The sequence below is a fragment of the Candidatus Seongchinamella marina genome (assembly GCF_026262685.1).
Taxonomy (GTDB): domain Bacteria; phylum Pseudomonadota; class Gammaproteobacteria; order Pseudomonadales; family Halieaceae; genus Halioglobus; species Halioglobus marinus.
Map to the genome: position 1 here is coordinate 407501 of NZ_SHNP01000003.1, position 16144 is coordinate 423644.

The following is a 16144-nucleotide window of genomic DNA, read 5'->3' on the forward strand; positions in this document are numbered from 1 at the left end:
AAAAGCTGGCCAGGGCGTCGACGTATGCTACTGCGCCTACTGATCTGGACCCCTTTTGTTACCCTGTTTCATAGCCTGTGTTTCATGTTGGACTACTTGGTTTTCCCGCGCCTGTGGCAGCAGCAGGTGAATCGGCCCGTTTTTATCATCGGTCATGCTCGCAGCGGAACGACGTTGATGCATCGTTTGATGAGCGCCGACGGCGATAAGTTCAGTTACTTTCTTTATTGGGAAATGTTCTTCCCGTCTCTACTGCAGAAGAAGCTTATTCGCCTTTTGGGGAGGTTAGATGAACGATGTTTAAGGGGGCGACTTAAGGCTCGTTTAGTCAGATGGGATGATGAAACATTCGGGCCTTATCGACATATGCACAATATGAGTCTGTGGAACGCAGAGGAGGACTGCTTTGCAATGCAAGCGGCTTTTGCGTCGCAGCAGTGGTCATTGGAAATTCCGATGATGGATATTGTAGATTTTTTTCACATCGACGAGATGTCTAAAAGACGCGGCCGGTGGCTGCGGCATTATCGTGAATTGGTAAAGCGTCAGCTGCTCCTCAATGGAGGCGACAAAATTCACCTGTCCAAAAATCCGGTAATGAGCGGCTGGGTAGAGTCCCTGATCGCAACATTTCCTGATGCTCGATTCGTCGTGATGATCCGTGACCCTGCAGATTGTATTCCCAGTTGCCTTAAGCTGGTGGAAACTAATTGGAGAAGCAAAGGCTGGCCTAAGGAGGCTTGTCAGGAATCTCTGGATGCTCTTACAGAAATTTCATTTGAGCACTTTAGTCATCCATGGGAGGTGCTTTCACGTCACACTGAAGTGGATCGATTATTTATCGACTATCGCTTACTGACAGCAACGCCCAAAAAGGCTGTTGTAAACGCTTACGCAGCACTTGGGCTGAGCATGGAAGACTCTTACGATTGTTGGTTACAAGATCAGTCTGAGCGGGAGAAAGCGCATCACAGTAAGTTTGAATACAGCCTGGGCGAATTTCGTATTAGTGGCGAAGAGATCTATGCTCGGCTGGAAGACTTTTACATCAAGTACGAATGGAGTGCCCCTGGGGCGGAGATAACAGAATGAGCGAGAGCGTAGAGGAAACCGCAGAGGCACTTCGCAAGGCCTTCGATACCATGATAGATAGGTTGAAGGAGGCCCGCGATGCCATTGATACCCCCGAGTTGTACCCTGCTCCGCAAACCGAACGTAACCTCGCTGAAGGCTACCGTTATGTGTTGGGATTTTTGCTGGGTAGCATAGAGCGGTCGCTTGCCGATCCACTCTACCCACGATTTCGACGGGCCATTCAGCCAATGAACCGTTCGACAATCGACAATAGCGACGCGGTTTATCTTGCTGCTGAAATCGATGGCAATCACAGCTACAGAATACGAGGTCGAGCGTTGGACAGCAGACATTGGCGCGGCGAGAATCCAGTGACCAGTAAACGAGCGCCTCAATATGTGATCTTTGAATTGTCCAGCGGGCATGCCGGCGACTCCGGGTCACTGGCGGAGATGCGTCCCGGTAACCGTATTAACACCAGCACCCTGGATTGTCACAGTCTCCAGGTAGATTCCGACGGTCATTTTGAAATTCTCATTGCCCCCCAGCGGCCTGAAAATTACGATGGCAATTTTATGCTCAGTTGCCGGCACAGCCATGGTAGCGATTACGTCGGTAGGTTTCTGACTTGTCGCGAATTGTTTCATGACTGGTCAAACGAGGATTTACTCGATTTGGAAATTCTGCGTCTCGGTGCCGAGTCTGATCCGCGATCACCGCTGAATCCCGCCGGAGCGATAGCGCTGATGGATCGCATTGGTGAGTTAACGCGCAACCAGGTGCATTTTTGGAATGCTTTTAATACCGTGACTCTTGAGACCTATGGAAAGGTGCCGGGGATGCCCTCAATTGGCGACGACGATAAGCCATTCATGCCGACCAATGACATGAATGCGCCCAATGCGTTGGGTTTAGCGACGGGGGGTGGCCAGAGCACGAATATATATGCGGGTGGAGTTTTTATGCTGGGCGACGAGGAAGCGCTGTTAATTGAATCTACTGTGCCCGTGCCCCCGAGCTTCATGGGTTTTCATCTGGCTAATCTGTGGGGTGAATCACTGGATTTCGAGAGCTATCAGTCAAACCTTAACGGGCATATGTTAGAGCAGGATGCAGACGGGGCTTACAGGTGGGTTGTTTCGCACCGCGATCCCGGCATTGCAAACTGGGTCGATACAACCGGACTGCCCCACGGTTACCTGACAATACGCTGGACGTATCCGGAGCCTCCTGTGCGAGAACAGTGGCCAAGCCTAAAAGTGAAGCAGGTTGCCTTTGAGGATATTCAACAGAGCTTACCGGCAACGACTAAAAAAGTTCTCGCCGAGCAGCGCCAAGAGCAGGCATTGATGCGCATGCGTCATGTACAGCGTCGCTATCGACAGTACTGAGGCGTCGGTGCAAAGATCGCATGGTGTTGGTAACGGGCGCCAAGTTTTCTGGGTGCGATGAAAACCCCATTGCGGGTGGCGTCTGCTATTATTCCAGCTCTTAAAAAAAACGGGGCTTAGCTATGACAGCGACCATTCGAAAAATTCGCCACGGTATGTATCTTTTTATGCTGCGGGTGATGAGTCGCTTTTTGCCGGGCTCCACGCACATTGCTTTTGTCGGATCAGGCAGCAGTCGCCAACTGGGCCAGCATATTGCGGCGCTGGCTCCACGCAAAGTGTTGATCGTTACAGACAAAGCCCTGCGCGAACTTGGTATTACGGATAAAGCGGTCGTTGGTCTGCTTGATGCCGGAGTAGATTGCGCTTGGTTTGACGGCGTTCTCCCGGACCCCACCTTCGAGCAGATAGAAGCAGGTTTGGCTGTGCAGAAAAGCGAAAACTGCGACATGGTCCTCGCGGTCGGCGGCGGCTCAGTTATGGATTGTGCAAAAATTATTGCTGCCTGCGCCACTTCAGATGAGTCCCCCAGGGATTGGGTCGGTCTGGGTAAGGTGAATCATGAGTTGCTGCCCATATATGCGATCCCGACCACTGCTGGTACTGGCTCAGAGGGTACCGCTGGCGCTGTCGTTAAGGACGCGGCGACCAAAGCGAAAAGCGTTATGTCAGGCAATGGCATGTTACCCAAAGCCACCGCGCTTGATGCTTCATTAATGTTGGGGCTGCCCCCTCATATTACCGCTGCTACTGGTATCGATGCGTTAACTCACGCGATCGAAGCCTATATCGGTGTTTGGGAAAGGGGTTCTCGTCTGGAGGATGGCCGTATCGGCGTGAAGCTTGTATTCGAGCATTTGGTGAATGCTTATTCAGACGGCAGTAACCTTAAGGCACGCGAAGGCATGGCAATGGCGGCCTACTATGCGGGCATGGCGATCAACCAGGTTTTCGTTGGTAGCGTGCATGCGATCGCTCACCAGATCGGAGGCAGATATGGCATTCCTCATGGCCTGGCCAATGCATTGATTTTGCCGCATGTGCTTGAATATTGTCGTGAAGAGGCGCAACCGCGCCTGGCTGAGTTGGCTGTAGTTATTGGTGCAGGGGAGCAGGGAGAACCCGAGGCGCAGCTGGCTCATAAATTTATTGCCGCCGTGCGTGAATTGCGAACTCAGGTGGGCATCCCCGATCGTTCAGACTTGATACGCCGGGAAGATCATGAGGCTCTGACTGCTGCCGCAGTCGCTGAATGCATGGATTATCCTGTGCCGCGCCTGCTCGATGAAGCCAGCACTCTGGCTATCCTCAACCAGATTACTGACTAGACAACGCCGGCGCCGGACTCTGCATCAGAGACTGCCCGGCGCATATGGGCGAACAACTCCCTGCCAGTGCCACTTTCGCTTTCCTCTGAGGTGCGGGTAGCGGCTTCTCTGTGCTGCCACTCTGATTCCGCTACCAGACACTGCAGCTCTCCTTTGACAGCGTCCAGGCGAAGCAGGTCGCCGTTGCATATCTTGGCGATGCCCCCACCGACGAGTGCCTCTGGCGTCAGGTGTATAGCGGCAGGTACCTTGCCTGAGGCACCCGACATCCGGCCATCGGTGACCAGCGCCACCTTGAAGCCGCGGTCCTGCAGAATACCCAGGTAAGGCGTCATTTTGTGCAGCTCGGGCATGCCGTTGGCAGCGGGACCCTGGAATCGAACGACGGCAATCATGTCCTGTTCCAGTTCACCGGCCTCGAACGCTCGGGCCAGTTCAGCCTGGTCATCAAATACTCTTGCAGGTGCTTCTACAAAGCGGTGTTCAGGAGCGACAGCTGAAACCTTGATGACACTGCGGCCAAGGTTGCCTTGAAGTAGGCTCAAGCCGCCCTCAGTGGAAAAGGGCGCATCGGCGGGTCGCAGTACTTCCTGGTCTGCGCTTTCGCTAACTCCTGGAACGTAATGCAGTCGACCCTGGTTCAGCTGCGGTTCCTGGCTGTAACGAGAAAGGCCCGGGCCCCAGTTGGTTTGCACGTCTTCATGCAGTAAACCGTTTTCCAACAGCGTACGAATCACGTAGCCGGTGCCGCCTGCGGCATGGAAGTGGTTCACATCGGCACTGCCGTTGGGGTAAACCCGGGCGACTAACGGCGTAATAGCCGAGAGTTCGCTGAAGTCCTGCCAGTCGATAATTATGCCCGCTGCACGCGCGATAGCAATCCAATGGATGCTGTGATTGGTTGATCCGCCGGTTGCCAGTAAGGCGACTATGGCGTTGACAATGCATTTTTCGTCGACGATATTTGCCAGTGGCGTATACTCGTTGCCCAGCGCGGTAATCTTGCAAAGACGCTCTGCCGCCGCGCGTGTCAAGGTGTCTCGCATCTCAGTCCCCGGGGGTTCGAACGCGGCCCCGGGAATGTGAATTCCCATGACTTCCATCAGCATTTGGTTGCTGTTTGCGGTGCCATAAAAAGTACAAGTGCCTTCGCCATGATAGGCTGCCGACTCCGCTTCAAGCAGTTCATCGCGACCCACTTTGCCCTCGGCAAATTGCTGTCTTACCGCGGCTTTCTCTTTATTGGAAAGGCCAGAGGTCATGGGTCCCGCCGGCGCAAAAATAACGGGCAGGTGACCAAAAGACAAAGCGCCGATTAACAAGCCCGGCACAATTTTGTCGCACACTCCCAGGCACAGTGCCCCGTCAAACATATTGTGAGACAGGGCGATGGCTGTAGCGCCCGCGATGATATCCCGGCTGAATAAACTGAGCTCCATGCCTGCAGTGCCCTGAGTGACACCGTCGCACATGGCAGGAACGCCGCCTGCCACCTGTGCCGTGCAACCGACGTCGTGCGCCGCCTGCTTGATCAAGGCCGGATAGCTTTCCAGGGGTTGATGGGCAGAGAGCATGTCATTGTAGGCGTTGATAATACCTATGTTGGCTGACTCGGTGAGTTTCAGCGCCTGTTTGTCCTGCTCACCGCAAGCGGCGAAGCCATGGGCCAGGTTGGAGCAGGAAAGGGCGCCTCGCACGGGACCCTGGCCTCGCATTTGCTCGATTTTTGCGAGATAAGCTGCGCGTGTTTCGAGGCTGCGCTTGGTGATTCGATCAGTTATGGATTTTAGTTCAGGGTTTATCATCAGGGTGCCCACCAGATACTTGCAGGATTGACGTCTTGGTTTGTGATTGTGGCGATGGGGTATTGTTTCTCTGCGGCCTCGGCAAGAACTACTCGCTTTTGAGTACCTGTGATATGAAGAATGACCTCTCCGCTTTGCAGCAGCGCTGGCAGGGTGAACGTAATTCTTTGATAGGGTGCAGTTACCGGTTCACAAGTGCCCAGTAACGCGCTGCCCTGAGGGTCAATGAGTTCAGCGAGGTTGCCTGCTTCTGGAAACCAGGACGCAGTGTGACCATCGCCGCCCATGCCCAACACGGTGCAGCTCAGCGGTAAGGGAAGCGTATCCATCCGGCGGGTGACTTCTGCCAGGCCAGTGCCAGCGTCGTCGGGACTCGCTTTTAAGCCGATGAAGTTCGCGGCTGCCGCTTTATTTTGCAGCAGGTTCTCGCGGACCAGGCGTTCGTTTGAATCAGGGCTGTCGGCCTCTACCCAGCGTTCGTCAACCAGGGTAATCCAGACCTTATGCCAGGACAGGTCTGCCAGAGACAGCGCAGCAAAGAAACCCTTTGGCGTGCTGCCGCCCGAAACCGCCAGGCTGGCCGCTCCCCTGATTTCGATATCGCGGTTTAGCCGCGATGCGACATGTGCAGCAAGGGCCTGATCCAGCTCTGCTCTGCTGTCAAAGTTGTGTGCTTCACTCATGCCAGCTATGGCCCTCCACAGCCAGCAGCGCCGTGGCAGCATTGGGGCCCATAGTGCCTGCATTGTAGGACTTGATAGGAGTGCTGTTTTCATCCCATGCGCCGATGATGGAATCAATCCAACGCCACGCGGTTTCGACCTCGTCGCGTCGCATAAACAGGGTCTGGTCACCGTGAACGGCATCCAGCAGCAAACGCTCATAAGCGTCGTAGCTGTCGCCCTTGTTTTGAGATTCATCAGTCAGGTGCAGCTCCACAGGCTGCAGCTTTAGCTTACTGGTTAAGCCGGGCTTTTTGTTAACCGTGTGCAGGCTGATACTTTCCTGCGGTTGCAGATGAATGACCAGTTTGTTGGTCAGTTCCTGAGGATCATTAGCAAATAGTGAGAAGGATTGCCTGCGATACTCGATCACGATTTCTGAGTAGCGGCCGGACAGGCGCTTGCCAGTGCGCAGGTAGAAGGGCACGCCGGCCCAGCGCCAGTTGTTAATGCTGGCCTTCAGAGCGACAAAGGTTTCGGTATTGTCCGCATGGTGGAAGGCATCTTCTTCGAGGAAACCTTTTACGGCCTCACCGTCGACGGCGCCTGCGCCATAGCGCCCACGCACTGTGCGTTTCTTGACGTTCTCTCCGGTAATGGGCTCCAGGCAGCGCAACACCTTCATTTTTTCATCGCGAATATCGGTCGCCTTGAGACTGGCGGGAGGTTCCATCGCCACCAGTGACAAGACTTGCAGCAGGTGATTTTGCACCATGTCGCGCAGAGCGCCGGTATCCGCGTAATAGCTGCCGCGACCGGCGACCCCAATTTCTTCTGCAACGGTGATCTGCACGCTGCTGATAAAGGTGTTGTTCCACATCGGGTGAAATAGCTGATTGCCGAAGCGCAGTGCCAGCAGGTTCTGCACGGTCTCTTTACCTAAATAGTGATCGATCCGAAAGGTGGCTTCCTCATCGAACACTCTGGCGACCTGCTCGTTAATGCTCCGGCAGGACTCCAGATCGTGCCCCAGGGGTTTTTCTAACACCACACGGCTGGCTTCGTTGACGACACTGGCGTTTTGTAACTGCTGGCAAATTTCGCCATATAAAGAAGGCAGCGTGGCAAGGTAGTAAAGACGCCCGGGTGCCTCACTCTGGTTTAGCAGCTCTGCCAGTTGCGCATAGTCGGCAGCGTTGCCGGCGTCGAGTTTTACGTAGTCCAGTCGCTGACAAAAGCGTTCCCATACGGCTTCGTCCCAACTGTCTTGGGGCAGGTACTTTTTCAGGTTGGCGTGGGCTTCGTTGCGGAAGGATTCTGGGTCCAACTCCCCGCGACCAGTAGCAATAATCCGGTTCAGTCGATCTGCCAACTGGTGACGTTGTAACTGATACAGGGCCGGGAGTAGCTTGCGGGTTGAGAGATCCCCCGTACCACCAAAAATAACCAAATCGACCATATGACTCATACACATCTTTCCTTAAGAGTGAGTAAGTAAAATGTCTGTGTGTCATTGCTGTTTGCGGTCGCAAACGGCTTTTCGGCGGTGATCTTCCCCGCAGCACTCTGATGGGCCGCTGGAGAGGGCGCAAGTCTAGCAGAAAACGAGCGTACAGGTCTCTGGTAATTTATCGGGTTTCAGTGCAAGCCAGTCAGCCAGTTATCGAAGTCATCGAGAACCGCCTTGAAATTGTCAGTGGGGCCTTCCGAGCAGGCAAAGCCATGAGCCGCATCGGCGAAGTGACGATGCTGTACTGGCACTCCTTCGCCTTTGACGACTCTGGCAAAGGCCTGGCCCTCGTCCCTTAGAGGATCCATCTCCGCTGTTACGTTGAACAGAGGAGGCAGCGATGCCAGGTTGTTTGCCTGCATGGGTCTTGCTTTCAACGCCTGTTCGGGGCTGGTTTGGCCCAGGTATGTGTCCCAGAACCAACGCATTAGTGTGGATGTGAGTGCGGAGGCGCGGGCTCTTTCCTGATAAGAGGGCCAGTCACGCAGGTAATGGTCGACCGCAGGGTAAAGTGTTGCCACGCCAGACACCCGTGTCAGAGCGGGCGCAGTCATTGTCAGGCAGGTGCAGGCGGTGAGGTTGCCGCCGGCGCTATCGCCTGCAATCACGATCCTGCCATTACTGGGCCCCAGTTCGTTCAGGTGGGTTGCCACCCACTCTGTCGCAGCAAGGCAATCGTCCTGGGCGGCAGGCCAGGGGTGCTCGGGCGCCAGCCTGTAGTTCAACGCGAGCACGGTCGCGCCGGTTTTATGGGCAAGCTGTTGGCAAAAAGGGTGATGGGTATCCAGGTCGCCAATGACCCAGCCGCCACCGTGAAAATAGAGAATCAGCGGGCGTTCCCCGGTCGCCGTAGCAGTATACATACGCGCTTCGATACTGCCGGCAGGGCCCGGTATCTGCAACGTGCTGGTGTCCGGATCAGGATATTTGCCTCGCCACTGCCGCGCACTGATGAGTCGGTAGAAAACTCGGTAACCCCAGGTTTTTAGTCGTAGCAGCATGTCAGCAGGCGACCTGTCTGTACTCACGGGGCGAACTGCCATGCCAACGTTTGAACGCATTGCTAAAGTTGCTGGGCGCGCTATATCCCAGCAAAACAGAAATTTCCTCTAGCGGTAAGGTGGAAGTGGCCAGGTATTCCCTCGCCAATTCATAGCGCACCTCGACGAGTATTTCCTGGTAACTGCTGTCTTCCCTGGTGAGTCTGCGTCGCAGCGTCCGGCTGGTCATATTTAATTTCTCCGCTACGTAATCGATGTCCGGGAAATAGCCGGGGCGAGCGAGAATAATCTGTCGCACCTTGTCGACAAAGTTGCTGCCAGCTTTCATGCGCGCCAGTAGCAGCCTGCACTGTTGCTGACAGACGGAAGTCGTCTCAGTGTCCCTGAGTGGCATGATAGTGTCCAGTACCCGTGCGTCTAATTGCAGTTCTGACGCCATGGTGGAGAATGACACCGGGCAGCGGAAATGTCGCTCGTAGATATCTCTCTGGTCTTCACTAAAGTGAAGCAGCTGTATGTGTTGCGGCTCCAGGGGAACTCGCATTGTGCCTTGGCCACCGGTGACCGCAGCGGTCAGGTCGCGATCTACGTAGTAGGCGAGTAAATCATCAGGTATCGGAATATCCGGGGACAAGCGCAGCGTTGCCAGAGGGCCCTCAACCTGAAAATCCACCCTAAACAAGGTAAAGGTGAGCGGCCCGTAATTGCGCAGAACGACCATTGCATGGCGCAGGGTGGGTGCGCTCATGAAGGCGTAGCCCAGCAGGCCGTATGCTTCTAGTTGATAGGTCTTGCCCAGTAATAGTCCCAACATGGGGTTGTCGGTCAGTTCCAATAGGTTGCGATGGAATTGGAACTCCTGATCCAGGGTGAACCCGAGCTCTGTTGGTGGTTTGACTAAGTCAGCCTCATTGAGCCCGGTGTTACGTAAACAATCCGCAGACGTAAAGCCCATAGTCTGCATGGCTTCCAGCGCCGGGCCTATGGCTTTAATGTGGTGACTGGTATCGGCTTTGCTGCCCATATTTGATCTCTTGTTGACGCACTGGCGGTGCTACAGCATCAAACCGCAGAATAGCAGGTGTTGTCCGTTTTTCATAAGTTTTTGGCCTTGAACAATATTCGATCAAAACGCGCTGGGCGATAGCATGGCCAGAAGATGTTAAGAGCTTTAGAGATTCTATGAATAACCAGCAGCGAAATCCCTCCGTTGCCGTCATCGGCGCAGGCATGAGCGGTATTTTAATGGCAATTAAACTGCGAGAGGCGGGTATCACCGACATCAGCATTCTGGAAAAAGCAGATAAGGTCGGCGGTACCTGGCGGGAGAATACCTACCCCGGCGTGGCCTGTGATGTGCCAGCTCATATGTATACTTACAGTTTTAAAGGTAACTCGCACTGGAGCCATCGTTTCGCCCTCGGTGATGAAATCCAGTCCTATTTCGAGGGCGTGGCCAGCGAGAATGGCTTAGCCGGGAAAATTCGGTTCAATGAGTCCCTGGACCAGTGTCACTTCCGGGGCGGTCAGTGGCACCTGACGACCAGCAAAGGCGCACAGTTGGTGGTGGACTTTGTCGTTGCCGCAACCGGCATTCTGCACCATCCCGCCTACCCGGATATCAAGGGACTTGATAGTTTTAACGGAGAAATGTGGCACACGGCCCAGTGGAACCATGATGTTGACCTGCGTGGCAAGCGCGTAGGGGTCATAGGCACCGGTTCCACTGCCTGTCAGGTGATTTCTGAAATTTCCAAACTGGACTGCGATTTGACCGTTTTCCAGCGCACTCCACAGTGGCTCATTTCTGTTCCTGATAAACATTACAGCGAACAGGACAAGACGGCACTGAAGGGTAAGCAGCGTAAGCTTGCAGCACTGAGTCGCCGCTATGCATTCATTATGCGCAACACCTTCAGCAAAGCCGTCACCGGCGGCAAACTGCAGCACGCATTAATCAGTTGGGCTGCCAAGCGTAATTTGCGCAAAAGCGTTCGTGATCCGGAGTTGCGGGCAAAGCTGACTCCGGATTATTCCGTCGGTTGCAAGCGACTGATTATCAGCAGCACGTTTTACGATGCGATCCAGCGCGATAATGTTTATCTGGAAACTATGGCAATACAGAGTATTGCTGAGCAGGGAATCGTGACCGTAGATGGCGCTGCCAAAGAGTTGGATGTCATTATTCTCGCCACTGGTTTTAGCCCTTTCAATTTCATGCGGCCGATGGATCTGCGCGGTCGAAATGGTGTTTCCATTGATGAGACATGGGCCAAAAAAGCACAGGCCTATCGCTCCTTGTGTATTCCCGGATTTCCAAACTTTTTCCTGATGCTGGGCCCCAACTCACCCATTGGCAATTATTCAGTCATTGCAATGAGTGAGGTACAGTCGGCTTACATTCTCAAGCTGATCGAACTGTGGAAACAGGGCGAGCTGCCTGCGGTGGAGGCCACCCAAGAAGCTAAGGAGAGTTACAACGCCTATCTGCGGGCAGGCATGAGCAAGACCGCCTGGGTCGGCGGCTGCCAGAGCTGGTATCTGGATGGCGACGGCGACCCAGCTATGTGGCCTTACAGTTGGGACCAATGGGTGAAGGAACATCAGACGCCAGTGCTGGATGACTTTGTTCATGAAGCGCCCGCTGAGTTAGAACCGCTGCGCCCAGCTGCCTGACGCGTTTGGAGACCAGTGACCGGAGTGCCTGCTTATCGTTCCCCGCGAATTACTCGTCGAATTCAGCGGTGTCCGCAATTTGTTGATACCAGTCCACGCCATGCTCATCTGTGCTGCGAGTGATTCTATGTCGGCCCAGTAAGCAGTTCAGGTGGGCAATAGTTTCTCCAGTGGCCAGGTTGATGTTGTCGCCTTTGATCTCGCGTTTGAACAAGGCAGGAAAACAGTCAACAGCGCGGGTGGGTTGAACCATGAAATTAAAGAGTTTAATCAGGTCGCGTTTGTGACCTTCAATAATCTGGCTCAGGCGCACGTAAAGGCCCTTAAAGGGAGCCTCGTGAGCGGGTAGCACCAGCAGGTCGTCAGGTAGGATTTCCCGGATCACGGCCTGGGTTCGCAACCATTCTTTGAGTGGATCACCCATGGGCTCGGTCGGGAATACGCTGACATTGGGTGAAATACGCGGCAACACCTGATCGCCAGAAATCAATAGCTTAAGGCCGGGGCAGTACAACGCTGCGTGCTCGGGCGAATGACCACGACCAACGATTACCTGCCAATAGTGCTCACCGATGGTAATAGTTTCGCGATCCACCATACGCCGGAAACTTTCGGGCAGCGCATAGATGGCGCGGCCAAAGTTGCCAAATTTCTTTTTGTATCTTTCCAGCCACTCATCTTTCCAGCCGGCAGCAGTGTAAAAACGTAAAGCTACCTGCGGAGCTGGCTTGCCGGTGTCGGCGGCCATGGTCCGACACATCAGGAACTCCTCCCGCGACATCCACAGCTCTGCATCGAAGCGCTCGCACAGCCAACCCGCAAGGCCCACGTGGTCTGGGTGTAGATGGGTACAGATGACGCGTTTGATCGGCTTGTTCTGCATAAAGCCGGTGAAGAGCTTCTCCCAGGTTTCCCGGGCACTACTAATGTTTAGGCAGGTGTCGACGACTGTCCAGCCATCGCCGTCTTCAAGTAGCCACAAGTTGATGTGGTCCAGCGACATGGGCATGGCAAAGCGCACCCAGTAAACCCCTTCGGCGACTTTAACCGGCTCGCCTGCTGTGATGTCTGGTTTCCGACCGAAGGGGTAGGTGAGCCCGCGGTAGATTTCGCTGTCCTGTTGATTCATCGTGAATCCAAATTTTGAAGGACGTCTATGGTCGGTGTCTGAGAGCGATCTGTCCAGCCTTGATCTTTTTCTTCAGGGGCTATACCAGATGGCTGAGGTAACGGCGCGCTCCTGGAGACTGGCTCGCTCAGGTGGCTCCATACCCAGTGTTTTGCGGTCGAAAGTCGTCCAGCGAGGCGTGGGTATCTCAATTACCCGGGCGTAGTAGAAGGCCTCTCGGTCAGGGTTGAAATCTGGATCTGTCCACACTGTCGCTAACTGATCCGAGCCGATAGTGTTCTGATAACTGGCCTGTGCGGCATTGACCGTATTGCCCACTGCCCGAAGCTCACCCTGCGCATCGAGTTTACGGTCACCGGACCAAGCAACATTGAACACTTGTTCATGAGAGTCGCCATCGCTGTCCAGCCAACCTTTGATCACTTGCAGTCTATCGAGGTTACCGCTGTCGGGGTCACGAATGGCCCACAGAGCAAATCTGGGCGCGGTTCCCGTGCGTTGCGGCAGATTGCTACCCATGGCAACACCCCCGGCACGTGCTTTTTCAATCCATTGATCGTCGTCGATCAGGTTTTCAGCATAATCCCAGCCGCCGAAAAAACGCACAGCGATGCGCGGTCCAGACGTGGCGAAGGTCTCTTTGCGACGCATGGCATCAAAAATAGCGCCTCGGGTGTTTTCCTCTGCCCAGACGGCAGCGAGTCCGGCGGCACTCCAGCGCTCTCCTCCAGGCATACCCTCGGGCAACCAAAGGGATTGACGCATACGTATGCCTGCGCTGCCATCCATGAGCGGCAGCTTACCGTGATAGCTGTCCTCTTCGGCTGGGGAGCTGGCGTTGTGGCCATCCGAGCTGCCAATGACGCCAAAGCGATACGGATTGAAGCCCTCACGGTGAGACATTTCGATGCCGGTGCGCAAAGCGTCCCGTGCGTAGCCACCTTTTGGCTTTACATCGGCTTGGCTCGCTCCCAGGAGGGTGTCGTAAATTTCAAAGCCTGCAAAATCATCTTCATCGGATAGCAGGGGGTGAGTTTCAGAGGAACCTTTAACCTGGAAAATTTCACTGATCGGCTCGTTGCGCATACGTGTTTCGGCGTAATCCGCGTGCATGGCTTGGCCGTCGAACATGACCTGGGCGTACATCAGGCCATCGCTAACGTTGCCGTTGTGTGGAATCGCGAAATTGTCCATGCCGGCTTGTCGTTGCAGGTCTAGTGCTGACCATAAATCTCGAGGGTCTTCAGAGTCGACAGAGCTATAGGGAAGTTTGGGTACTGCGGTGCCGCGGTAAATGACGTTGCGATGCAGGTTGCGCTCACCGGGCATGGAAGTCCACTCGTAGCCAACGAAACTGGTGAAGCGCCCCGGAAAGTTGTGGCGTTGCGCTGCTGCAACTATTTCTTCCCAGGCGCTGGCGGTGATGGTTTCCCAGCCAGGGATCATCGCATTTTCCAGGTCAAAGCCCCACATGCTTTGAAGTTGCATCCAGCTATTTTGCAGGGCGCTGTCAGTTAGCAGTCGGTCACGCAGGCCGCGCTGATTGAGTGGAAGGTCTGGCGAAGTAGCCAGCATCACACCCAGATACTCGGAATGGTCGGTGACTGCGGCGAAGTCCAGAGGGCGTTTAAGCTTGATGCCGTAGCCGGCGACATGGCGAATTTCGCCACCACGTACAAAGGTGTAGGCATCGTCTGGCGTGGCGCGCACACCACTGATGTAGGCATCGGTCGAATAACCCGTATGAATGTGAAGATCGCCCCAGTAAAGGTTTTTGTCTGCGTTGTAATCGCTCGCCTTTTTTTGCGGAATCGGCTTTGCTGTTGCTGCAGAGTATTCCGGGAACAGACCGGGGTCTTCCGCTGGCGAACAGGCTATCAGGGTAGCCGCCAAGGCGGCAATGATTGCCCTGTAGCCAGTGGTCTTCAACTGCATTCAAATTCCTTGAGGGACTCTGTCACCCCACGCTGCGTGCTGCACCTTCCCAATATTGGGCTTTGATTGCTTTCTTATCGGGTTTGCCCACTGGTGTCAGAGGGATTCCAGCCACAAAGTCTACTGACTTGGGCGCCTGCACTGAGCCCTTTTTATCCTTTACCAGCGCCTGTAGCTGGGCTTCCAACACATCGCTTTCTTCCACTCCAGGCTTTAATACGACGACGGCTTTTACCGACTCGCCCCATTGTTCGTCGGGAACGCCAATCACAACGACCTGGCCAACAGCCTCGTGGGTGGCCAAGACATCTTCGACCTCCCGGGGGAAAACATTAAATCCGCCGGTGACAATCATGTCTTTGGTGCGATCTACAATGTAGAGGAAACCATCCTCGTCTAATCGACCGACATCGCCGGTGTGCAACCAACCACCTTCAAAAGCTTCGGCTGTTTGCTTTGGCATATCTTTATAGCCTTTCATAATGAGGGGGCCGCGTATACAGATCTCGCCAGGCTCGCCCTCGGCGGCGGGTTTACCGTCATCGCCCATTAGCGCCAGGTGTACCCAGGGTGTGGGGCGGCCGCAGGAGGACAATCGTTCGGGCTTAGACAGGTCGTGATCGCCCTTGCGCATGTTAGCGATGACCATGGGGCATTCTGATTGGCCAAAGAACTGGTAAAAGACCTGCCCCCATTTTGCAATGCCTTCAGCAAGCCTTGTCGGATTCATCGGGGAGGCGCCATAGAAAATCGTTTCCATGCTGTCCATAGAGCCATCGGTCGCCCGCTGAGAATCCAGCAAAAAGTAGAGCATCACCGGGACCAGCATGGTGCAGGTGATTTTATGATCCCTGACGGTGTCGAAAAACTCATCCGGGCTAAAGCCCTGCATAACGTAAAAGGCGCCTCCCTTCTGGAGCACAGGAATAAAAAAGGCGGCGGCCGCATGGGAAAGCGGTGTTGCCATGAGCATGCGCAGTTCGTCGGGGAACTCCCACTCGGCCATCTGGATCTGGGTCATGTAGGCACTCACCCGGTGCGTGCTCATGACGCCCTTGGGCTTGCCGGTAGTGCCGCCGGTAAAGTTGACTGAGGCAATATCGTCGGCACTGACCTCTGGCGCTACTAGCGGCTTGGGGCTGAAGCTTTCGGCGATGGCAAGGTAGTCGTCGCCGACTTCGTTAGGGCCGAAGCCCAGAAGGTTTTTCAGGCCGGGTACCCGGGCCTTTAGCGCAGCAGCTATTTCAGAGAATACTGAGGCGTCGAATACCAGGGTTTCGATTTCAGCAGCCTCGAGCACGTAGGCATGATCATCCAGCGACCCTAGTGGGTGCAGAGGCGTGCCAATGCATCCTGTGAGTTGCATCGCTGCTATGTTGGAGAGAACTTCGGGGCGGTTGGCCGAGATGATCGCAACGCGACTGCCCTTGCCCAGCCCCTTCGACTGGAGCGCCTGAACCAACTGACTGGTCTGTTCGCGAACGTCCTTGTAGCTTGCGACCTTGTCGCCCAGATACAGGCAGGGTTCATCATTGTAGCGATTCAATCCTTCAACGAGCAGGTGTGGCATTAAGGGGGGTTGGTGTAGCTGGTCGAGGCTCATGTTTACTCCGTATTTCATTGTTCCAGAGGC

General features: G+C 54.8%; 12 protein-coding genes. 4 read left to right on the forward strand and 8 right to left on the reverse strand.

Going from position 1 to position 16144, the window contains the following annotated elements:
* The first annotated feature begins 24 nt into the window (after positions 1–24).
* From EYC87_RS10320 to EYC87_RS10330, 3 genes are all read left to right on the forward strand, one after another.
* The gene (locus EYC87_RS10320) at positions 25–1092 is read left to right on the forward strand and encodes a sulfotransferase (protein ID WP_279252793.1); all 1068 of its coding nucleotides are present in this window, start codon (positions 25–27) and stop codon (positions 1090–1092) included.
* Positions 1089–2465, forward strand: a complete 1377-nt coding sequence (locus EYC87_RS10325) for a hypothetical protein (RefSeq protein WP_279252794.1) — start codon at positions 1089–1091, stop codon at positions 2463–2465. Before EYC87_RS10320 ends, EYC87_RS10325 begins: the two co-directional genes overlap by 4 nt.
* 122 nt (positions 2466–2587) lie before the next feature.
* Positions 2588–3793, forward strand: a complete 1206-nt coding sequence (locus EYC87_RS10330) for an iron-containing alcohol dehydrogenase (RefSeq protein ID WP_279252795.1) — start codon at positions 2588–2590, stop codon at positions 3791–3793.
* Here EYC87_RS10330 and edd read toward each other — a convergent pair.
* The 5 genes from edd to EYC87_RS10355 all read right to left on the reverse strand — a co-directional run bounded on the left by edd (position 3790) and on the right by EYC87_RS10355 (position 9795).
* On the reverse strand, positions 3790–5598 hold the full coding sequence (gene edd, locus EYC87_RS10335) for a phosphogluconate dehydratase (protein WP_279252796.1): 1809 nt from the start codon (positions 5596–5598) through the stop codon (positions 3790–3792). The genes EYC87_RS10330 and edd overlap by 4 nt on opposite strands.
* Complete coding sequence (gene pgl, locus EYC87_RS10340) at positions 5598–6281, reverse strand: 6-phosphogluconolactonase (protein WP_279252797.1); 684 nt, start codon at positions 6279–6281, stop codon at positions 5598–5600. The genes edd and pgl overlap by 1 nt, the downstream gene beginning before the upstream one ends.
* Positions 6274–7728: a glucose-6-phosphate dehydrogenase gene (zwf, locus tag EYC87_RS10345; RefSeq protein ID WP_007229463.1), complete on the reverse strand. Its 1455-nt coding sequence runs from the start codon at positions 7726–7728 to the stop codon at positions 6274–6276. Before zwf ends, pgl begins: the two co-directional genes overlap by 8 nt.
* A gap of 170 nt (positions 7729–7898) precedes the next feature.
* The gene (locus tag EYC87_RS10350) at positions 7899–8771 is read right to left on the reverse strand and encodes an alpha/beta hydrolase (protein WP_279252798.1); all 873 of its coding nucleotides are present in this window, start codon (positions 8769–8771) and stop codon (positions 7899–7901) included.
* Position 8772: 1 nt separating this feature from the next.
* Positions 8773–9795, reverse strand: coding sequence for an AraC family transcriptional regulator (locus EYC87_RS10355; RefSeq protein WP_279252799.1), 1023 nt, complete (start codon positions 9793–9795; stop codon positions 8773–8775).
* A gap of 158 nt (positions 9796–9953) precedes the next feature.
* Between EYC87_RS10355 and EYC87_RS10360 the strand changes: the two genes are divergently transcribed.
* Complete coding sequence (locus EYC87_RS10360) at positions 9954–11447, forward strand: flavin-containing monooxygenase (protein ID WP_279252800.1); 1494 nt, start codon at positions 9954–9956, stop codon at positions 11445–11447.
* Positions 11448–11496: 49 nt separating this feature from the next.
* Here EYC87_RS10360 and EYC87_RS10365 read toward each other — a convergent pair whose 3' ends face one another.
* The 3 genes from EYC87_RS10365 to EYC87_RS10375 form a co-directional block, all read right to left on the reverse strand.
* Positions 11497–12576 (reverse strand): MBL fold metallo-hydrolase, encoded by a 1080-nt coding sequence (locus tag EYC87_RS10365; RefSeq protein WP_007229421.1) that lies wholly within the window; start codon positions 12574–12576, stop codon positions 11497–11499.
* Between the two features lie 72 nt (positions 12577–12648).
* Positions 12649–14511: a DUF3604 domain-containing protein gene (locus tag EYC87_RS10370; RefSeq protein WP_279252801.1), complete on the reverse strand. Its 1863-nt coding sequence runs from the start codon at positions 14509–14511 to the stop codon at positions 12649–12651.
* Between the two features lie 22 nt (positions 14512–14533).
* On the reverse strand, positions 14534–16114 hold the full coding sequence (locus EYC87_RS10375; RefSeq protein ID WP_279252802.1) for an AMP-binding protein: 1581 nt from the start codon (positions 16112–16114) through the stop codon (positions 14534–14536).
* Positions 16115–16144 lie beyond the last annotated feature (30 nt).

Coding starts and splice junctions, on each gene's coding strand:
- EYC87_RS10375 (WP_279252802.1), bottom strand. CDS start 16,114: ATGAGCCTCGACCAGCTACACCAACCCCCCTTAATGCCACACCTGCTC.
- zwf (WP_007229463.1), bottom strand. CDS start 7,728: ATGAGTCATATGGTCGATTTGGTTATTTTTGGTGGTACGGGGGATCTC.
- EYC87_RS10355 (WP_279252799.1), bottom strand. CDS start 9,795: ATGGGCAGCAAAGCCGATACCAGTCACCACATTAAAGCCATAGGCCCG.
- EYC87_RS10370 (WP_279252801.1), bottom strand. CDS start 14,511: ATGCAGTTGAAGACCACTGGCTACAGGGCAATCATTGCCGCCTTGGCG.
- pgl (WP_279252797.1), bottom strand. CDS start 6,281: ATGAGTGAAGCACACAACTTTGACAGCAGAGCAGAGCTGGATCAGGCC.
- EYC87_RS10320 (WP_279252793.1), top strand. CDS start 25: ATGCTACTGCGCCTACTGATCTGGACCCCTTTTGTTACCCTGTTTCAT.
- edd (WP_279252796.1), bottom strand. CDS start 5,598: ATGATAAACCCTGAACTAAAATCCATAACTGATCGAATCACCAAGCGC.
- EYC87_RS10360 (WP_279252800.1), top strand. CDS start 9,954: ATGAATAACCAGCAGCGAAATCCCTCCGTTGCCGTCATCGGCGCAGGC.
- EYC87_RS10330 (WP_279252795.1), top strand. CDS start 2,588: ATGACAGCGACCATTCGAAAAATTCGCCACGGTATGTATCTTTTTATG.
- EYC87_RS10325 (WP_279252794.1), top strand. CDS start 1,089: ATGAGCGAGAGCGTAGAGGAAACCGCAGAGGCACTTCGCAAGGCCTTC.
- EYC87_RS10365 (WP_007229421.1), bottom strand. CDS start 12,576: ATGAATCAACAGGACAGCGAAATCTACCGCGGGCTCACCTACCCCTTC.
- EYC87_RS10350 (WP_279252798.1), bottom strand. CDS start 8,771: ATGCTGCTACGACTAAAAACCTGGGGTTACCGAGTTTTCTACCGACTC.